The organism is Algoriphagus lutimaris (assembly GCF_017051705.1).
GTDB classification, from domain to species: Bacteria; Bacteroidota; Bacteroidia; order Cytophagales; family Cyclobacteriaceae; genus Algoriphagus; species Algoriphagus lutimaris.
Window position 1 is genome coordinate 85,474 of record NZ_JAFIDJ010000002.1, and the last position, 17,117, is coordinate 102,590.

Genomic DNA, 17,117 nt, shown 5'->3' on the forward strand with positions numbered 1-17,117 from the left:
AAAAAAAATCGGTCGGAGTTAATAAGATATGATTAGAGTTTTATTTGTTTGTTTAGGTAATATTTGCAGGTCTCCTTTGGCAGAAGCCATATTTGATGCAAAAATCAAAGAGGCGAACCTTCCCGCAACTTTTAAATCAGATAGTGCTGGTACATCAGACTTCCATATTGGTGAGCTTCCTGATGAACGAACTATTTTGATTGGAAAAAAATATGGACTCCCAATTAATCATAGAGGAAGACAAGTCAACCGCACAGATTTTAGGGATTTTGATTATATCCTTGCCATGGATGATAGCAACCTAAGAAACCTTAACAATATGAAAACAAGGTTTGGGTTCCCCGACAAGGAAATTCATCTCATGAGAGATTTTGTCCCTGGATCCGAAGGAAAATCTGTCCCAGACCCCTATTATGGTGGTGAGGAAGGCTTCGAAGAAATCTATAAAATTTTAGATACCGCAATCGATAAGTTTCTTGAGAAAGTAATAGAGACACATCAACTCTATGTATGATTTGAATGATATCTATGAAAAAGTACTTTACCAAAGCCTGGGCCCACAGGTAAAATTAAAATCAGCCTCCTTAGTAGCGGCAGGTAACCACAATCAAGGAATCCGTATTGAAACCAATGATGGAAATTTCTTTCTCAAATTAAACTTTGACCATGAAAAAGACATCCTTAACAAAGAATCTCAAGGCCTAGATTACCTAAGAAAAAACACTTTTCTCCAAATCCCTGAAACATTCGGCTGTGGAAGGGTCGGAGATTACAATTATTTATTATCTGAATTTATCCCCTCTGGAAGATATCAACTCGATTATTGGGAAACCTTAGGCTATGGATTAGCAGATTTACATTTAAAAACCAGCAAATCATTTGGACTCCCAGAGGACAATTACATCGCCACCCTAAGTCAAAGAAATCTACAAACATCCAATTGGGTAGACTTTTACATTGAACAAAGATTGGAGCCCTTACTAGGCAAAGCCTATTTTGACAGGTTAATCCCTCTGGATTTTTTAAAAAAATTCCAATCTATTTACCAAGTAATAGAAAAAATTATTCCCCCTGAAAAACCCTCTTTACTCCATGGAGATTTATGGTCAGGAAATGTTCTATGTAACCCGGAAGGCCAACCATGCTTGATTGATCCCGCAGTTTACTTTGGACATAGAGAAATGGATATTGCTTTTAGCAGACTTTTTGGAGGATTTGATTCTAGGTTTTATCAATCCTATGAGTCTATTATACCATTGGAGCCTGATTTTGAAGCCAGAATGGGCATCTATAATTTATATCCATTGCTCGTTCATTTAAACTTATTCGGAACAGCCTACCTTCCTGGAATTGAAAGAATCATACTGCGATATGTCCGTTGAAAATGAGACAAAGGTTCGTTTTGCCTTGGAAAAAGACTTACTGGCAATCTTGGATATTAATAATCATGAAATCGTCCACTCTACGGTCAATTATGACTATGAGCCAAAAACCCTAGAATTCCAAAACCACTGGTTTCAAGAAAAAGCAAGAGCAGGATTTCCTATTCTGGTTGCAGAACGAGAAAACCAAATTGTAGGCTTCGCGACTTACGGTACATTTAGGCCCAAACCAGCATATCAATTCACCATAGAGCATTCCGTTTATATCCACTCCCAATATAGGGGGAAAGGAATAGGATATTCATTGATGGAAAACCTAATTACCCATGCGAAAGAAAAAGGGTTTCACCTAATGGTTGGAGGAGTAGATGCAAGCAACCTTAACAGTCTCCATTTTCATAGGAAATTAGGCTTTCAGGAAGTGGGGAGATTTAAAGAAGTAGGCCGGAAATTTGATCAATGGCTGGACTTAATATTTATGCAGCGTACGCTTTAATCAATTTATTAGACTAAAGAAATTTTCCTTCCTTCTTTTACTGCTTTATAAATTGCATCAATAATCACCATGTCTTTCAATCCCTCTTCTCCATCAACTGGAACCAAAGGTTTTTTCCCATCCAGAATGATCGCTGCCATTTCATCCATTTGAGTGGTTTGATGCGTGACATGAGGATGGTTTAATGGACCTTTGTGGGTCCTACCTTCTATTGGGCCATAGCCTGTGGAAGGTTGCATTTCTGCAAAACCATTTAAGCCATTCAGGAAAAACTTATCCAAATTATTCATACTATAAGTAGACAGGCAAGACGCTACGGCACCCCCTGGGAACCCCATTTGAAATTGGATCGTTTCATCTACCCCCTCTTTGAATTTTTCTGGATTATTTTTGGTCTCCTGAGCAGTCACCCAAATGGGCTCTTCTCCAATCATGTATCGGGCTCCATTAATGGAATATATACCAATATCCATCATAGCACCTCCCCCAGACAACTCATAATTGAGTCTCCACTGTGTAGGGTCACCAATTATAAAGCCACTAAGTCCTTGAAAAAATAAGATTTTTCCGAATTCCCCATTCATCCTCATCTTAATCACTTCTTGGGTTTTGGCCTCAAAATGCATCCTATATCCAATGAGTAATTTTACACCGGCAGCTTTACATGCGTCCACCATTTCCTTTGCTTCAGAGGCATTCACTGCCATTGGTTTTTCACAAATCACATGTTTACCTGCATTTGCCACCCCAATCGCATGTTTCTTATGGAGTCCATTGGGTGTAATTACATAAACTGCATCAATGTCCGGATTATCTTTAATTTGGGAATAGGTCTCATAATTGTAGCAGTTTTTTGCAGGAATATTGTACTCTTCTTGCCAAGCTTCAATTTTGGAGGGAGTTCCACTGATTACCCCAACTAATTTTGCCCTTTTACAATCTTTCATAGCACGGGCAACACGACTGCCATAACTGCCTAACCCCATGATGGCTACTCTTAAAGGTTTTTCGTCCATTGCATTTATGTTTAATTTTTCATTCGCTCCTAATAGAGGAGAAAAAGGGGAAAGATTCAAAGCTAAAGCTGACATGCCTGCCTTTTGTAGGAAGATTCTTCTGGTTTTCATAAAAATTTGAGGTGGAGGTTATCTTGTTTTTGAAAATACTCAAAATCAGGCAAAAGAACCTGATAAAGACTAATTTTCCACCTTTTTTCTCCTCACTACTTGAATGGTGTTCCGGGTACTTTGTTCTAATAGGACTTCATACCCTTCCAAATGTTCTTTGATGGATATTTGACCTGGATGTAAAATAGTGAGTAATTCCAGTCCCTCATTATACCTGATTTCAAAAAAAGGCTTTAGGTTGGCCAATAACCTCTCAAGCATAAACAATTGAGAATCCATCACCAAAGAAATACTAATTGCAGAAATCTGCAACATATTTACCCTAAGCTTCAGAGCTCTTAACTGCTCATACACCTGATGAATATGCTTCTCTTCAATAAATGTAAAATCTGTCACTTTAAAGCTTACCAGGAGCTGTTTCTCTTTGACAATGTAAGTGGGAACTTGGACCATATGTTCGGTTCGATGAATTTTAGTACCATCAGAATCAGGCTTCAAAAATGATTTGACAAAAAGCGGGATCCCAGCGATCGCCAAAGGCTTGATCGTCTTCGGGTGAATTACCGAAGCCCCATAATAGGTCATTTCAGCAGCCTCTTCATACCCGATTTCCTGAAACAACACCGTATCGGAATACCTCTTTGGATCAGCATTCAACACACCAGGCACATCTTTCCAAATAGTAATTGACTGGGCGTTCAAGGAGGTTGCTAAAATAGCTGCTGAAAAATCAGACCCTTCCCTCCCTAAGGTAGTAGGAAGGCCTTGCTCATTAGACCCAATAAACCCCTGTGTCACGATTGGATACGTTTCCAACAAAGGTTTCAGTTGACTTTGACAGAGAGCTTTCGTCAAAGGCCAATTGATTTTTGCAAATCGATAGTCACTGTTGGTCTTGATAAATTCCCGAGCATCTTTCCATAAAGTAATCATTCCTTCCTGACAGAGATACTCCATTACAATCCTAGAAGACAATAGTTCTCCAAACCCTATTACCGAATCATAATACTCATCATAATTCTCCTTGTTCAAGTCAAATTCAAGTCTTTTCTCCAATGCGATAAATAGGTTTTCTAGCAATAAAAAAACCCGATGTTTATCTGGAAATAATTGAGAACAAATCTGAAAATGGAACCCCTTTAATTTTGTACTATTTAAAGAATAATCATTTCCACTGAGTTTTAATTCTAATATAGACTCTAACGCATTGGTGGTTTTGCCCATGGCAGAAACAACAATTACCATATTTCTTCGCAATCGATTACGGAGAATTTCAGCTAAATTTTTGATTGCTTCAGCATCTTTGACTGAAGCTCCTCCAAATTTATAAACAACCATTTTTGCCATGAATATTTATTCCTAATTTAGTATATGTCAAATCAATTTTTGCACTTTTCTAATACATGAAAATTTCATCATACCAGCCCGATCAAAGCGGCTTAGCTTACTCAGTAGGTACCACACTAGACCGATTTATTAAATTAAAACAAAGTGACTTTCCATTTGCTTCAGGGGAACTCTCTCAGCTATTGAGAGATATCGCCTTAGCCTCAAAGATCGTCAATAGAGAGACCAATAGAGCTGGACTTTCCAACATTGGTGGAGCCTTTGGCCACACCAATGTACAAGGTGAAGAACAGCAGAAACTCGATATCATTGCCAATATTAGATTTATCCGTGCATTAAGTAAAGGAGGCGAAGTCTGTGCCATAGTTTCCGAAGAAGAGGATGCTGTAATAGATTTAAATAATAAATCCGGAAAATATGTGGTTGCGATCGATCCTTTAGATGGCAGCTCCAATATTGATGTCAATATCAGCATCGGTACTATTTTTTCAATCTATCGGAGAAAAACTCCTGTTGGAAGTCCTATTCTTGAGGAAGACATCATGCAGCAAGGGACCGAACAGGTAGCATCTGGATATGTACTTTATGGATCGTCCACCATGTTGGTTTACACCACTGGTTTTGGTGTCAATGGATTTACCTACGAGCACTCACTTGGAGAGTTCTTCCTTTCTCACCCTATGATACAGGCTCCTGAATCAGGTTCTATTTACTCCATCAATGAAGGAACGCAAGAAGATTGGAATCCAGGAATAAAGGAATATATCGACACTTGTAAGACAAAAAAATACTCAGCACGATACATCGGAAGTCTGGTAGCAGATTTTCACCGAAACCTGTTAAAAGGTGGAATTTACATTTATCCTGCCACCAAAAAGAATCCCAATGGAAAATTACGCCTGATGTATGAGGCTAATGCCCTTGCTTTCATCGCCGAACAAGCGGGTGCAGTGGCAACGGATGGGAATAAACGAATTCTTGAAATTCAACCTACCAGCCTTCACCAGAGAACTCCTTTGCTGATCGGATCAAAAAACATGGTAGCTGAGGCCATACGGTTCTCCGAAAAAACCGAATTTTCAACCAATTAAACCAAACCTACGTTTTGAAATCCATTTTAAGATAAACTTATCTTATCTTCATGATTAAATATAAGACTAACTTTATGATCCTTTCAAAATCATTCACCCAAATAGGCGCCTTTGCTTTTGGTACTGCTTTACTTTTTGCTTGCGAACAAAAAGCCACTGTATCAGAAGAAGCCCCCGCTGAACCAATCGATGAAACTTACGCGGTTCAGTCAGATAAATTATTATTCAACGTTGACACGCTTTACACAGAATTTGAAAATCCTTGGGGCATGACCTGGTTAAGTGACGGCACCATGTTGGTCACTGAAAAAAGAGGAGAAATCCTTGTTTTCAAAGATGACCAATTTACTGGTGAAAAGGTCCAAGGTCTTCCAGAGGTATCCACTAAAGGACAAGGTGGGTTATTGGACATTCAAGCTCATCCAAATTATGGTGAAAACGGATGGATCTATATTAGTTATGCCAAGCCAGTAACAGAAGAGGAAACAACTACTGCAATTATGAGATTCAGGCTTGACGGATATAATGCGGTAGATCAGGAAGAATTAACCCAGTCCCAACCTGCTTGGAAAGGTGGCAATCATTATGGAAGTAGAATTGTATTTGACAATAATGGCTATTTATTTTATTCCAGTGGTGACCGGTTTAATCCCGCTATGAATGCCCAGGAATTAACTAACTCTCATGGAAAAATCCATAGAATTCATGATGATGGAAGAATTCCTGAAGACAATCCTTTTGTAGACAGCCCTGGAGCAATTCCTACTATCTGGTCCTATGGAAGCAGAAATCCGCAAGGCCTCTATTTTGACAAAGAAAATAATAGACTTTGGGAATCAGAGCATGGCCCAATGGGTGGTGATGAGTTAAACTTGATCGAAAAAGGTAAAAACTATGGTTGGCCAGTGATCTCTTACGGTAAAAATTATGATGGCTCCATACTAACCGAAATCACCGAAAAAGAAGGAATGGAACAGCCAGTTACTTATTATGTTCCCTCTATCGCAACAGCAGGAATTACCATGGTAACTTCTGACAAATACCCTGCTTGGAAAGGAGATATTTTGATTGGAGCATTAGCGAAAATGCATATCAATAGAGTGGATATGGACGGAGACAAAGCTCTTTCTCAAGAGATCATGCTTCAAGATATAGGTAGAGTAAGACAAGTGAAAGAAAGTCCTGATGGCTATATCTATGCAGTTACTGAAGGCACAGGCTTGATGGTAAAAATTATTCCCATCAGATAACAATTGAAAATCTATCAAAAAAAGTCAATATCGACATTAAAGGGGTATTTCATCAAAAACTGAAGTGCCTCTTTAATATCATAATTTTCAAACAAAACCCGATATAAATATTCGGTGATTGGCGCCCTTAAATCTGCAGTTTCCAAAAATGCTTTTATCACACGAATGGTATTGATCCCCTCTGCCACCTCGTCCATGCTCGCAAGGATTTCATCCAGCTTTTCCCCATTTGCCAATCTAAATCCGACGGTAAAATTCCTGGAATTAACTGAATTACAGGTCGTAACCAAATCCCCTATTCCTGCTAATCCAATCACGGATTTGACACTACCTCCAAGTGCATTGCTGAGATGAACCATCTCCACCATACCTCTTGAAATGAGCAGTCCTTTTGCATTTTCCCCCAGCTTTAAGCCAGCTAAAGCACCAGCAGCAATGGCAATAATGTTTTTCAATACCCCACTTAACTCCACTCCAATAATATCAGAGTTTCCATATACCTGAAACTTCTCAGACCGTAGCAAACTTTGCCCTTCCAAAATTACCTCATTGTATTTACTCGCAATAACTGTGGCCGCAGGTAAACTTTGAGTCAATTCCTTAGAAAGATTTGGACCAGCCAAACAACCTACTCTCACTACCACTGTCTCCTGCAAGATCACTTCGCTCATGGTCAGGATTTGGGACCTTTTTATTTTTTTAACAGAATCCAAAGTCTGACCTTTTTCAAGATTCAGACAAAGCCCCTTTGTTCCATGAATCACCAAATGGTAAGGAAAAAGATAGGGAGCAAAGGACTGGACTACATCTTGAAATCCAGAGGAAGAGATCATCAAAAACAGCACCTCACAAGCTTCGCAGATTTCCTTAGGACTACTTGTTCCTTTGATATTGGGATTTAGTGATTTCCCTTGTGCCGAATGGACGGTGTTTATTTCTAGGACCACCTCCTCTTTTCTAGCATAAACCATGACCTGGTTCTTCTCTGCCAGCATATTGGCTATCACGGTACCGAAGCTCCCCACTCCGATTACCCCAATACATTTTTCTTGAGGTTTAGAAGAGTTTTTCGAGACCATATCCGGTTAATCTATTATGGTAAAAATAAAGTAAGCTCATATCCTCTGTGACGATATCGCCTTCTGAATCCCTAATTAAAGGTCGTTTTGCATGGTACATACCCACGTTATCCAATCCATGAGAAATAATCGCATCCATATCCTGCTGGAGATGTGGAGCTACATTAATCAGTCCTTGACTTTTCAACTCATATACCTGATCCATCACCCGCTGACAATTGACTTTAAACTCTTCATAGGGAATTGTAATATCCTCTTCTGGCAAACGAATCAAATCAAACAAATCCAGTTTATTATTCGAGGCCTTAATCATTTCGAAGGCCGTAAATGCCACTAAATGGGAACTGAAAACCCGGTTGATTTTATGGAATTCCTCCACGATTCTTCTACCAAGCATGTTGGTATACTCCTCTTCCCGCTGATGATCTACGGTTACTTCTCCATCGGAAACAAAATAATCCCGGGTATTGATCTTTCTTCCTTTTTTGTCTAGACTATCCCCGTTTTCATCCACATAATTCCCTAGGACATCCATTGCTTTTCCTATTGAGACAGAAATATCCGATCCTTTGGTAAAGAACTTAAAGAGGAATTTTGAAATCTTATAAGAGTTGGAAAACTCATCATTTTCCTTGTAGTACCGCTCTTGCCCTGTGATACTCAAATAATCCCGGATCAAGCTAGGAGCTTCCAGAACAAAATGATAATTGATCGTGACAGGAACGATGAATACTTTACCGGAAATATCATTTTTCTGCTCTTGGAAATTAGCTCTTTGTGCTTCAATTGCAGTGCTTAGCAGCCCCAGTTTCAAACGCGATTCAATCATTCCACTTCGAGACCTGGTTCCCCCGGGAAAGAATAGGCTATGGCATCCAAACTTAATTGCTTCTTTTGAATAAGTCTTTAAAGTCTCCAGATACAGCAGATTCTTTTTCCGTCGGTCCACTTTATAGGCTCCAAGTGAATCCATAAAATAGGCGAAAATAGAAATGTTGAACAGGTTCAATCCAGCACCATAAATAAAGGGAGGTAAGCCGAGAACTGAAATGGTCCAGCCGATGAGAATACTATCCAAATTGCTGAAATGAGTAGGAACCATCACTACTGTTCCTTTGGTGGCCAAGTCTCTTAACTGGTCTGTTTCTCCAGTGATTTGAATTTTATCCTGAAGGGTGTATTGGTTACTGAAAATAGATTTAAATCCTTTCACCCGTGCTGCATTTAGCAATCTTGAAAAGCCAAAAGTCACCACACTACGGGTAAACTTATAGTGGGTATGTTTGAAATTACTGGCTATTTCTTCAGCATAGCGGGAGGTGATTCTATTTAAAATCGATTTATAACCCTGAAGCCTTTTTTCTTTAGAAAGATCTGTAGAGGTGTTGATTTGGAGTAAAGATGCTTTTACCTCTCCCCAAAAAGACCCTTCATCATCCGGATCAACAACCCAGGAATTTTGCTTAATCCGCAACTTCTCTCTATAAAGAGTTGTTTCCAACTCCTCTTTTAATATATCAGGGTTTTGATCTGCCAGATCGAGAATTCTATCCTCGGCCAAATCTGAAACTTTCTTGACAAACTCTTTACGCTCCCTAGCCAGTTTGACTACCGGCCACTCATTCTTACTAGGAATGATTGGATCGTACTTATGTTTTAGATATTTCTCCTCCAAGTGGAATTCAATTTTAAAAACGCTTCAAAGATAACAAAAGCCCTTAGCTTCAACCCCACTTATTTGTTCATCTCGTCAATGCTTCTTAGATTTTATAAAAATAGCCACAATTGCTGAAGTGATTACCCCCATAATCAAAGCTCCTATGGTAGCTTGAACAATATAACTCTGAAGATTAAACCAATCCTCAGCCTCTTGCTGGGACAACTCACCTGAGCTTACCGAATATTTGATGACATTGGTAAAGTAATCAGGGGTGATGTATTCCAAAGTAATGTATTGAGCAAAAGGCGTCAGTACCATTATAATCACGGAAATAATTAAACCAGACAAGAATGCTTGCAGATATGTAATATCCCCTCTGTAGTAATTCTTCTTCTTATCGCGCAAAGCAAATACAAATACCATGATGGCTGGTATTGCAAAAAAATTTGTGAATACAGCATGCTGATCAATAAGCTCATCATGCCAGCCCAAAGATTTTTCAAGTATCATCCAGGCCAAAGACATGAGAACGAAAATAATCGCCCACTTTATTTCAATGCTTATGTTTTTCATAACAGATAGTATAAAGAGAAGTTATAGCTGTAGTTCAATCTATACAAAATACAAAAAAGTCGAAAAAGTAATACAATCTTCATGAATCTTGGTCTATGCTGAGCATAATCCTTGTCCATGAAAGAAAGGGTATTAATTTTACGACACAATATACCGAATGAAAGCAGACCTCAAACAAATACAAGTTCCCATCGAAGCCGAAATGGCAGAATTCGAACAGAAGTTTCGAGGACTTATGAAAAGTAAGGTCAAACTTCTTGACCATATCATGAATTACATCGTGAAGCGCAAGGGAAAACAGATGCGCCCGATGTTTGTATTTTTAACAGCCGGAGTCACAGGAGACATCAATGAATCCACTCACCGGGGTGCTGCCTTGATTGAACTCTTGCATACTGCTACACTTGTCCATGATGATGTGGTAGATGATGCCAACTACCGAAGAGGCTTTTTCTCGGTGAATGCCTTATGGAAGAATAAAATTGCAGTGCTTGTGGGAGATTACCTGCTCTCAAGAGGACTACTTTTGAGCGTAGACAATGAAGACTTCCACCTTTTGAAAATAGTTTCCAATACGGTCAAGGAAATGTCAGAAGGTGAGCTCCTCCAAATTGCGAAAGCAAGAAAACTTGACATCACGGAAGAAGTTTATTATCAAATCATCAGACAAAAAACTGCGAGCCTTATTGCTTCTTGCTGTGCCGTAGGCGCTTCCAGCAATCAAAGCGATCCCCAAACCATCGAAAAAATGAGAAATTTCGGAGAAAAAGTGGGAATGGCATTTCAGATCAAAGATGACCTTTTTGATTATGGTGAGGATGAAATCGGGAAACCAGTAGGTATAGACATCAAAGAAAAGAAGATGACTTTACCTTTAATTTTTGCTTTGAATCAAAGTGACTGGTTAGAAAAAAGAAGGATTATCAGCTTAATCAGAAACCGAAGTGAGGATAAAAAAGCTGTAAATGAAGTGATCCAATATGTTAAGCAAAGCGGTGGATTGGAATATGCCAAAAAGATCATGAATCAATTTTACCATGAAGCCTTGGACATCTTGAATTCATTCCCTGATTCTGCATACAAAACTTCTCTTGCCAATCTGGTGAGCTATACCATTGAGAGAAAAAAATAATGAGCCTTAATCCAGGCTCATTAGGTACTTTTTAAATTCTTGAAAGTCATTTCCCAAAGGCTCTACTTTCTTTTGACCTGTCATAAATGCTGCCAGTCGTTCCGGTAATTCCAATGATTCTTCTAATGCCTTTTCCACTACATCTCTGAATTTACCAGGATGAGCCGTCTCCAAAAACACACCTTGATAACCCGGGTTTTCAGACATAAAATCCTTTAGCCCCTTGTAACCCACCGCTCCATGTGGATCTAGGGTGTATCCAAGGGTTTTTACTTTTTTCATCACCTCTACTGTTTCTTTATCAGTATAGAAATAACCATTTACTTGTTCTTTCAGGATTTCTTCGCTGTTTCCGTATAAGGCCAATAATCTTGGAAAGTTACTCGGGTTGCCCACATCCATGCTATTGCTAAGGGTTGGAATGGAAGGCATAGCCTCAAATGAATTACCTCTCAAATAGTCAGGAACTACTTTATTTACATTGGTTGCAGCGACAAACTTATCTATAGGCAATCCCATTCTCTGTGCCAAAATACCCGCAGCAATATTTCCGAAATTCCCACTTGGAACTGAGAATACTATTTTTTTATCTGTTTTTGGTAGCCTAGAATAGGCATAGAAATAATATAAAGTTTGGGGAATCCATCTAGCTATATTGATGGAATTGGCAGAGGTCAACAATAATTTCTCATTCAGCTCGGGATCAAGAAAGGCCTCCTTGACCATCTTCTGACAATCATCAAAAACGCCTTCTACTTCCAATGCCTTGATATTCTTTCCAAGGGTAGTAAACTGCTTCTCCTGTAATTCACTCACCTTCCCTTTCGGGAACAAAATAATGACCTCAACCCCATCTACTCCTAAAAACCCATTGGCAACAGCACTCCCAGTATCTCCGGAAGTTGCTACTAACACACGGACTTTTTTATCTGAATCTACCAATAACATGCTCATCAACTTAGAGCAAAACCTAGCTCCAAAGTCTTTGAAAGCCAAAGTTGGCCCATGGAATAATTCCAGACTATATACATCCTCTTCTACTTTGACTATTGGAGCATCAAAAATCAAGGTATGATCCACCAAGTTCTTAATTTCCTCTTTCGCCAGATCTTCGGAAAACAAAGCTTCCATCACCTGATAGCCGATCTCTTGGAAACTCAAGTCTGCAATATGCGCTATAAAATCCTTTGAAAGAGAGGGGATTTTCTCAGGCATATACAAGCCTTGGTCAGGTGCAAGACCTTTGATCACTGCCTTTGCCAAGCTCACCCGGTGCTGCGGATTGTTTGTACTATAAAACTTCATGGTTTAATTCTTTTCTTCGAGCACATAAGCCCCTACTGTATTGATGGCAGAGAAATACACATCCACACCTAGACCTATTCCTTCATAAATTTCTTCTGCAGCTTTGGCCATAGCTGCGGTTTTTTCAGCCCCTTTTGACAAAGCAAAAAGAGTAGGGCCCGAACCGGAAATCCCCATACCAAGAGCTCCTGCTGCTTTCAAGGCTTCTCTAACCTCATAAAATCCCGGAATCAACACTGCCCTGTAAGGCTCAGCAATCACGTCCCGCATAGATCTGGATATTAATTCAAAATCTTCTTGGTATAATCCAGAGACAAATCCAGCTACATTTCCTGATTGGATGGTAGAATGTTTTAAGGGAATAGAATCTCTTAAAACACTTCTTGAATCTGAAGTATTCAACTCAAAATGGGGATGTAATAAAGTGCAAAACAATCCTTCCGGAACATGAAGTTTTATGACATCTAATGGGTGGTAATCACGGATTAACACGAATCCTCCCAATAAACTGGGAGCTACATTATCTGCATGCCCTGCACCACAAGCAGCTTTTTCGGCTACAATTGCAAATGGCAACAAGTCCTTGCGATCAAAAGGGTCTCCTAAAAGCCGATTGGCTGCCACTAAAGCCGCTACTGCACTCGCAGCACTGGAGCCCATTCCAGAGCCTAATGGAAGCCCTTTCCTTAATGCGATATCCATTCCAACTTGCTTTCCGTAGCTTTCGAGCATCGCTTGAATAGCTACGGCACAGGTGTTTTTTTCCACTTCCCAAGGAAGCTTCCCTCCATCATCCTCTATGGAAACCACTCGCAGGCCAGGACGATCTCTCCGAGTCACCTCCACATAATCTCCCATGGCATCGATTGGAAAACCCAAAATATCAAAGCCACAGGAAACATTAGCAACTGTAGCAGGGGCGAAAGCTTTTACAGACCGTATCATTCCCGAGTATAATTTCCGATTCGAATTACATCTGCAAATACACCTGCTGCAGTAACATCCGCACCAGCTCCAGGTCCTCTTATGATCATTGGGAAATCATGATATCTTTCGGTAGTCAACAAAATCATATTGTCACTTCCCTGCAGACTACTAAACGGATGATCTACCTTTAAGGAATTTAATCCTACTTTGGCTGCTCCATTTTCAAGAGTTGCCATAAATCTTAATTTCTCCCCTTTTTCTTGAGCCTCTTTTCTTATCTCTTCAAATTCTTGGTCATGCGCTTTCAACCTCTCAAAAAACTCCTCCACCGAAGCTGTGACCACACAATCGTCAGGTACCATTCCCTCTACTTTCACGGCATCAAACTCTAAAGTTTGCTCAGCTTCTCTACCTAAAATCAATATCTTTCTTGCCACATCCATACCACTCAAATCATCTCTAGGATCTGGTTCGGTGTATCCTTTATCCTTTGCAATTCTTACTACCTCAGAAAAAGAGGCTCCTTTTTCAAACTCGGAAAATATAAAATTCATGGACCCACTCAATACTGCCTCGATTCTGATTACACGGTCACCAGATAGCATTAAGTCCTGAAGCGTGTTGATAACAGGTAAGCCTGCTGCCACATTGGTCTCATAAAGGAATTTTACTCCCCGTTTCTTGGCAATTTTTTTCAATGCCAAATACTGATCCATAGATCCCGAATTGGCTTTTTTATTAGGAGTAACAATTCCAATTTTAGCCTCCAAGATTCTAGAATAGGTATTGGCAACTTCTAGGGAAGCCGTACAATCTACCATCACTGAATTGGAGAAGTTCATGTGTTCCATGGTTTCGATGAATTTATTCAAATCCATCTTTTCGTCACTTTCGCTCAGCTGGTAAGGATTTTTCAAATCAAATCCATCTTCATGGAAAGCCATATATCTGCTATTGGCCAATCCGTGGATTTGGATATCCAGCATACTGTCCTGCTGAAGCTTTTCCTGCTGGGAAGCTATCATTCTGATCAAAGCCTGTCCTATCAAACCTGTTCCAATCAAGAACACGTGCAGCACTTTGTTTTCAGAGAGGAAGAATGCCTCATGCAGTGCGTTTAACGCTTTCTGCAAATCCGCTTGTGGAATCACCGCAGAGATATTCAATTCAGAACTTCCTTGGGCAATTGCAGCAACATTAATGTTATTGCGTCCCAAAGCACGGAACATTCTTCCTGATGCACCTGGGTTATGTTTCATATTTTCACCTACAACCGCCACTGTCGAGAAGCCATGCAGTAAGTTTACTTCCTCCATTTCTCCTGACTTTATCTCATAGTGAAACTCCTTTTCCACGGCCTCTTTTGCCAAAAAGGCCTCGTCTGTTTTGATTGCCAAACAGATACTATGTTCAGAAGAAGCCTGCGAAATCAATACAATATTTACCTCTGCATCTGCTAAGGCTTTGAACACTCTACTGGTTCCAGAAACTGACTCAATCAATCCTGCTCCCTGTACTGTCACAATAGAAATATTGGACATGGAGCTCACTCCTTTGATCAAAGCCTCTTTGGTTACTTCGCTATTGATCTTAGTGCCTGGATTTTCAGGTTCAAAGGTATTTTTGATATAAATCGGAATATTCCGCTTCATGGCAGGTTGCATGGTAGCCGGGAATATTACTTTCGCACCAAAATGAGAAAGTTCCATCGCCTCATTGTAGCTCAATTGAGGAACAGTAAAGGCTGTATAGACCAATCGGGGATCAGAAGTTAACACCCCTGAAACATCAGTCCATATTTCCAAATCTTCAGCTTCTAAAGCTCCTGCAAAAATAGACGCAGTATAATCTGAACCAGACCTTCCCAAAGTAGTGGTTTCACCCTTCGATGTAGAGGCGATAAAGCCAGTAATTACTTTTATACCATCATTTTTACCAAAATAGCTTCTAATCAGCGCATTGGTAGTTTCAAAATCCACCTTTGCTTGACCAAATCGATCGTTGGTCCTAATTACTTCTCTGGCATCTAAAAACTGAGTTTTCAACCCTTTGCCTGCCAATGACTCTGATAAAATAAAGGCAGATAATCGCTCTCCAAAACTGGCTACATAATCCAAAGTTCTGGGAGAATTTTCTTTGATCAAGAAGGTACCATGAAACAAATCTTCCAGTTCTTTGAATCGAACCTTCACATATGTCATGACAGTAGACTGATTTTGGACAGAAATAAGCTGCCTCACCATATCCAAGTGCTTCTCTTCTAAACTTTGAAGCATATCCCTGTATGCTAGATCTCCTTCACGAGCCATTTGGGAAATCTTCAACAGACTCTCCGTGACACCACCAAATGCAGAAAAAACAATGGCTATTTCATGTTTCTTAAGCTTTTCCTGAATAATGGAAAATACTTTCTGGATGTTTTCGGGGTTCGCTACGGATGAACCACCAAACTTGATGACTTTCATAAAGAATCTTGTAATGAGTTATTTTAACTAAAGAGGGCCTATATACGGCCAAGGGGCAGGTACTTATTATTAAAACACGGGATTACCCCGTAATGGTGATGTAAATCCCTGTAGACATGAAAAAAGATGTACGCGCAACTGCTCCACGTAAAATGTACAGGTTGTCTGTTAATGATGTGTTTGCTGCAAATACCATATCCGAAGAATTGACATGACAATCTTAACGCCAAATTTTTGATATGCCAAACAATCCCGTAGAGTTTTTCAAAAAAGTTAATTTTTATTTAAAATTTCGATAAAAAATCAAGCAAGTTGAGCTTTTTTCACTAAGTATTATTTGATTTTTTTAACAAACCCAAAAGAGTATTTGGGCTGAAATTTTTTAAATTGAACATGTAATAATTGAAAATTTTATGAAGGCTTTTAGATCAATCCCCATTTTTTTGTTGGTTTTTATCCTAGTTGAATGCAAGCCAATCCAAAAAACAGCCCTGGACCAGTTAGGAAATGTTACTTGGATTCTTCAAGAGTTAAATGGGAATTCGGCGATTTTAGAATTGTTTCCAGAAGGTCCACCAACTTTGAATTTCAATGATACTGGCACGCTAAGTGGATTCACAGGTTGCAATAATTTTTCTGGAATCTATAGCTTAGAAGAATCAGAGTTGAAATTGGATCCAGGAGCAATGACCAGAAAAGCCTGTTCTGATGTGAAAGAAGACGAATTTTTGCAGGCCTTGGAAATGGTAAATTCCCTTGAGGTGGATCAAAACAAACTTATTTTAAAGAGCCCGGAAGGCGGATTAATGACGTTAGTATCTCAAAATTAGTACACCTCTCCAATCGCTCTTGACTTCCCTCTAAAACTCACCATTTCTCCTTTCGCTTTACCCAGTAAAGCTTGGCCCAAAGGAGAATTTTTACTTAATAGAAACACCTTTTTCCCATCTACCACTAATTCGCCTAAACTGGCGGATATAAATAACAAATCATCTCCCCACTGGAGTAGGGAGCCTTCTATAATTTTATCTGAGTCCTTCGAAGTATTGAGTAAATGTTGAATTTCTTGACGCAATAGCTGGTTCTGCTTGAATTGGTTTTCAACCTTCCCGATTTCTTGCCTCATCATTTCTCTTCCGGTTTCGTATTTATCCCCGGCCGAACTTTTAGTTTCTTCTTTGATGCTTAATTGAAGAGAAGACAACTCATTTGACAACAAGGATTTTCTTTCTTCCAGTAAATCAATAGCGGTCTGGAAAACTTTATTCTTAAAACCCTCCATT

At 39.5% G+C, this 17,117-nt stretch carries 16 protein-coding genes; 7 read left to right on the top strand and 9 right to left on the bottom strand.

Going from position 1 to position 17,117, the window contains the following annotated elements; translation table 11 throughout:
• Positions 1–28: 28 nt before the first annotated feature.
• The 3 genes from JYB62_RS11185 to JYB62_RS11195 are packed head-to-tail and all read left to right on the top strand — an operon-like array spanning position 29 to position 1,878.
• Positions 29–514 (top strand): low molecular weight protein-tyrosine-phosphatase, encoded by a 486-nt coding sequence (locus tag JYB62_RS11185; RefSeq protein ID WP_205645530.1) that lies wholly within the window; start codon positions 29–31, stop codon positions 512–514.
• Entirely contained in the window at positions 507–1,382 is an 876-nt protein-coding gene (locus tag JYB62_RS11190) for a fructosamine kinase family protein (RefSeq protein ID WP_205645531.1), read from the top strand. The genes JYB62_RS11185 and JYB62_RS11190 overlap by 8 nt, the downstream gene beginning before the upstream one ends.
• Complete coding sequence (locus tag JYB62_RS11195; protein ID WP_205645532.1) at positions 1,372–1,878, top strand: GNAT family N-acetyltransferase; 507 nt, start codon at positions 1,372–1,374, stop codon at positions 1,876–1,878. Before JYB62_RS11190 ends, JYB62_RS11195 begins: the two co-directional genes overlap by 11 nt.
• Positions 1,879–1,886: 8 nt before the next feature.
• Here the strand turns inward: JYB62_RS11195 and JYB62_RS11200 are convergent, their stop codons facing one another.
• Entirely contained in the window at positions 1,887–3,005 is a 1,119-nt protein-coding gene (locus tag JYB62_RS11200) for a Gfo/Idh/MocA family protein (protein WP_205645533.1), read from the bottom strand.
• 69 nt (positions 3,006–3,074) lie between these two features.
• Complete coding sequence (locus JYB62_RS11205; protein ID WP_205645534.1) at positions 3,075–4,352, bottom strand: aspartate kinase; 1,278 nt, start codon at positions 4,350–4,352, stop codon at positions 3,075–3,077.
• 56 nt (positions 4,353–4,408) lie between these two features.
• Between JYB62_RS11205 and fbp the strand changes: the two genes are divergently transcribed.
• Together fbp and JYB62_RS11215 are read left to right on the top strand one after the other, a co-directional pair.
• On the top strand, positions 4,409–5,443 hold the full coding sequence (gene fbp / locus JYB62_RS11210) for a class 1 fructose-bisphosphatase (protein WP_205645535.1): 1,035 nt from the start codon (positions 4,409–4,411) through the stop codon (positions 5,441–5,443).
• Positions 5,444–5,493: 50 nt separating this feature from the next.
• Entirely contained in the window at positions 5,494–6,693 is a 1,200-nt protein-coding gene (locus tag JYB62_RS11215) for a PQQ-dependent sugar dehydrogenase (RefSeq protein WP_243431543.1), read from the top strand.
• Positions 6,694–6,707: 14 nt separating this feature from the next.
• On the opposite strand, the gene JYB62_RS11220 is transcribed toward JYB62_RS11215, so the two are convergent.
• The 3 genes from JYB62_RS11220 to JYB62_RS11230 form a co-directional block, all read right to left on the bottom strand.
• A complete protein-coding gene (locus JYB62_RS11220) occupies positions 6,708–7,772 on the bottom strand; it encodes an NAD(P)H-dependent glycerol-3-phosphate dehydrogenase (RefSeq protein ID WP_205645536.1) in 1,065 nt (354 codons plus the stop codon).
• Positions 7,750–9,447, bottom strand: a complete 1,698-nt coding sequence (locus JYB62_RS11225; RefSeq protein ID WP_205645537.1) for a 1-acyl-sn-glycerol-3-phosphate acyltransferase — start codon at positions 9,445–9,447, stop codon at positions 7,750–7,752. The genes JYB62_RS11220 and JYB62_RS11225 overlap by 23 nt, the downstream gene beginning before the upstream one ends.
• Before the next feature lie 75 nt (positions 9,448–9,522).
• Positions 9,523–10,005, bottom strand: a complete 483-nt coding sequence (locus JYB62_RS11230; protein WP_205645538.1) for a DUF4199 domain-containing protein — start codon at positions 10,003–10,005, stop codon at positions 9,523–9,525.
• 157 nt (positions 10,006–10,162) lie between these two features.
• On the opposite strand from JYB62_RS11230, the gene JYB62_RS11235 reads away from it, so the two are divergent.
• A complete protein-coding gene (locus JYB62_RS11235; protein ID WP_205645539.1) occupies positions 10,163–11,137 on the top strand; it encodes a polyprenyl synthetase family protein in 975 nt (324 codons plus the stop codon).
• Between the two features lie 6 nt (positions 11,138–11,143).
• Here JYB62_RS11235 and thrC read toward each other — a convergent pair whose 3' ends face one another.
• From thrC to thrA, 3 genes are read right to left on the bottom strand one after another with little or no spacing between them, the layout of a single operon-like run.
• Positions 11,144–12,442, bottom strand: a complete 1,299-nt coding sequence (thrC, locus tag JYB62_RS11240) for a threonine synthase (RefSeq protein ID WP_205645540.1) — start codon at positions 12,440–12,442, stop codon at positions 11,144–11,146.
• A gap of 3 nt (positions 12,443–12,445) precedes the next feature.
• On the bottom strand, positions 12,446–13,387 hold the full coding sequence (locus JYB62_RS11245) for a homoserine kinase (RefSeq protein ID WP_205645541.1): 942 nt from the start codon (positions 13,385–13,387) through the stop codon (positions 12,446–12,448).
• On the bottom strand, positions 13,384–15,834 hold the full coding sequence (thrA, locus tag JYB62_RS11250) for a bifunctional aspartate kinase/homoserine dehydrogenase I (protein ID WP_205645542.1): 2,451 nt from the start codon (positions 15,832–15,834) through the stop codon (positions 13,384–13,386). Before thrA ends, JYB62_RS11245 begins: the two co-directional genes overlap by 4 nt.
• A gap of 413 nt (positions 15,835–16,247) precedes the next feature.
• Here thrA and JYB62_RS11255 point away from each other — a divergent pair, with 413 nt between their 5' ends.
• Complete coding sequence (locus JYB62_RS11255) at positions 16,248–16,664, top strand: META domain-containing protein (RefSeq protein ID WP_205645543.1); 417 nt, start codon at positions 16,248–16,250, stop codon at positions 16,662–16,664.
• On the opposite strand, the gene JYB62_RS11260 is transcribed toward JYB62_RS11255, so the two are convergent.
• Entirely contained in the window at positions 16,661–17,116 is a 456-nt protein-coding gene (locus JYB62_RS11260; RefSeq protein WP_205645544.1) for a hypothetical protein, read from the bottom strand. The genes JYB62_RS11255 and JYB62_RS11260 overlap by 4 nt on opposite strands.
• Between the last annotated feature and the right edge of the window lies 1 nt (position 17,117).

Coding starts and splice junctions, on each gene's coding strand:
- JYB62_RS11205 (WP_205645534.1), bottom strand. CDS start 4,352: ATGGCAAAAATGGTTGTTTATAAATTTGGAGGAGCTTCAGTCAAAGAT.
- JYB62_RS11245 (WP_205645541.1), bottom strand. CDS start 13,387: ATGATACGGTCTGTAAAAGCTTTCGCCCCTGCTACAGTTGCTAATGTT.
- JYB62_RS11220 (WP_205645536.1), bottom strand. CDS start 7,772: ATGGTCTCGAAAAACTCTTCTAAACCTCAAGAAAAATGTATTGGGGTA.
- JYB62_RS11190 (WP_205645531.1), top strand. CDS start 507: ATGTATGATTTGAATGATATCTATGAAAAAGTACTTTACCAAAGCCTG.
- JYB62_RS11215 (WP_243431543.1), top strand. CDS start 5,494: ATGATTAAATATAAGACTAACTTTATGATCCTTTCAAAATCATTCACC.
- JYB62_RS11260 (WP_205645544.1), bottom strand. CDS start 17,116: ATGGAGGGTTTTAAGAATAAAGTTTTCCAGACCGCTATTGATTTACTG.
- JYB62_RS11255 (WP_205645543.1), top strand. CDS start 16,248: ATGAAGGCTTTTAGATCAATCCCCATTTTTTTGTTGGTTTTTATCCTA.
- JYB62_RS11185 (WP_205645530.1), top strand. CDS start 29: ATGATTAGAGTTTTATTTGTTTGTTTAGGTAATATTTGCAGGTCTCCT.
- fbp (WP_205645535.1), top strand. CDS start 4,409: ATGAAAATTTCATCATACCAGCCCGATCAAAGCGGCTTAGCTTACTCA.
- JYB62_RS11235 (WP_205645539.1), top strand. CDS start 10,163: ATGAAAGCAGACCTCAAACAAATACAAGTTCCCATCGAAGCCGAAATG.
- JYB62_RS11230 (WP_205645538.1), bottom strand. CDS start 10,005: ATGAAAAACATAAGCATTGAAATAAAGTGGGCGATTATTTTCGTTCTC.
- JYB62_RS11195 (WP_205645532.1), top strand. CDS start 1,372: ATGTCCGTTGAAAATGAGACAAAGGTTCGTTTTGCCTTGGAAAAAGAC.
- thrC (WP_205645540.1), bottom strand. CDS start 12,442: ATGAAGTTTTATAGTACAAACAATCCGCAGCACCGGGTGAGCTTGGCA.
- thrA (WP_205645542.1), bottom strand. CDS start 15,834: ATGAAAGTCATCAAGTTTGGTGGTTCATCCGTAGCGAACCCCGAAAAC.
- JYB62_RS11200 (WP_205645533.1), bottom strand. CDS start 3,005: ATGAAAACCAGAAGAATCTTCCTACAAAAGGCAGGCATGTCAGCTTTA.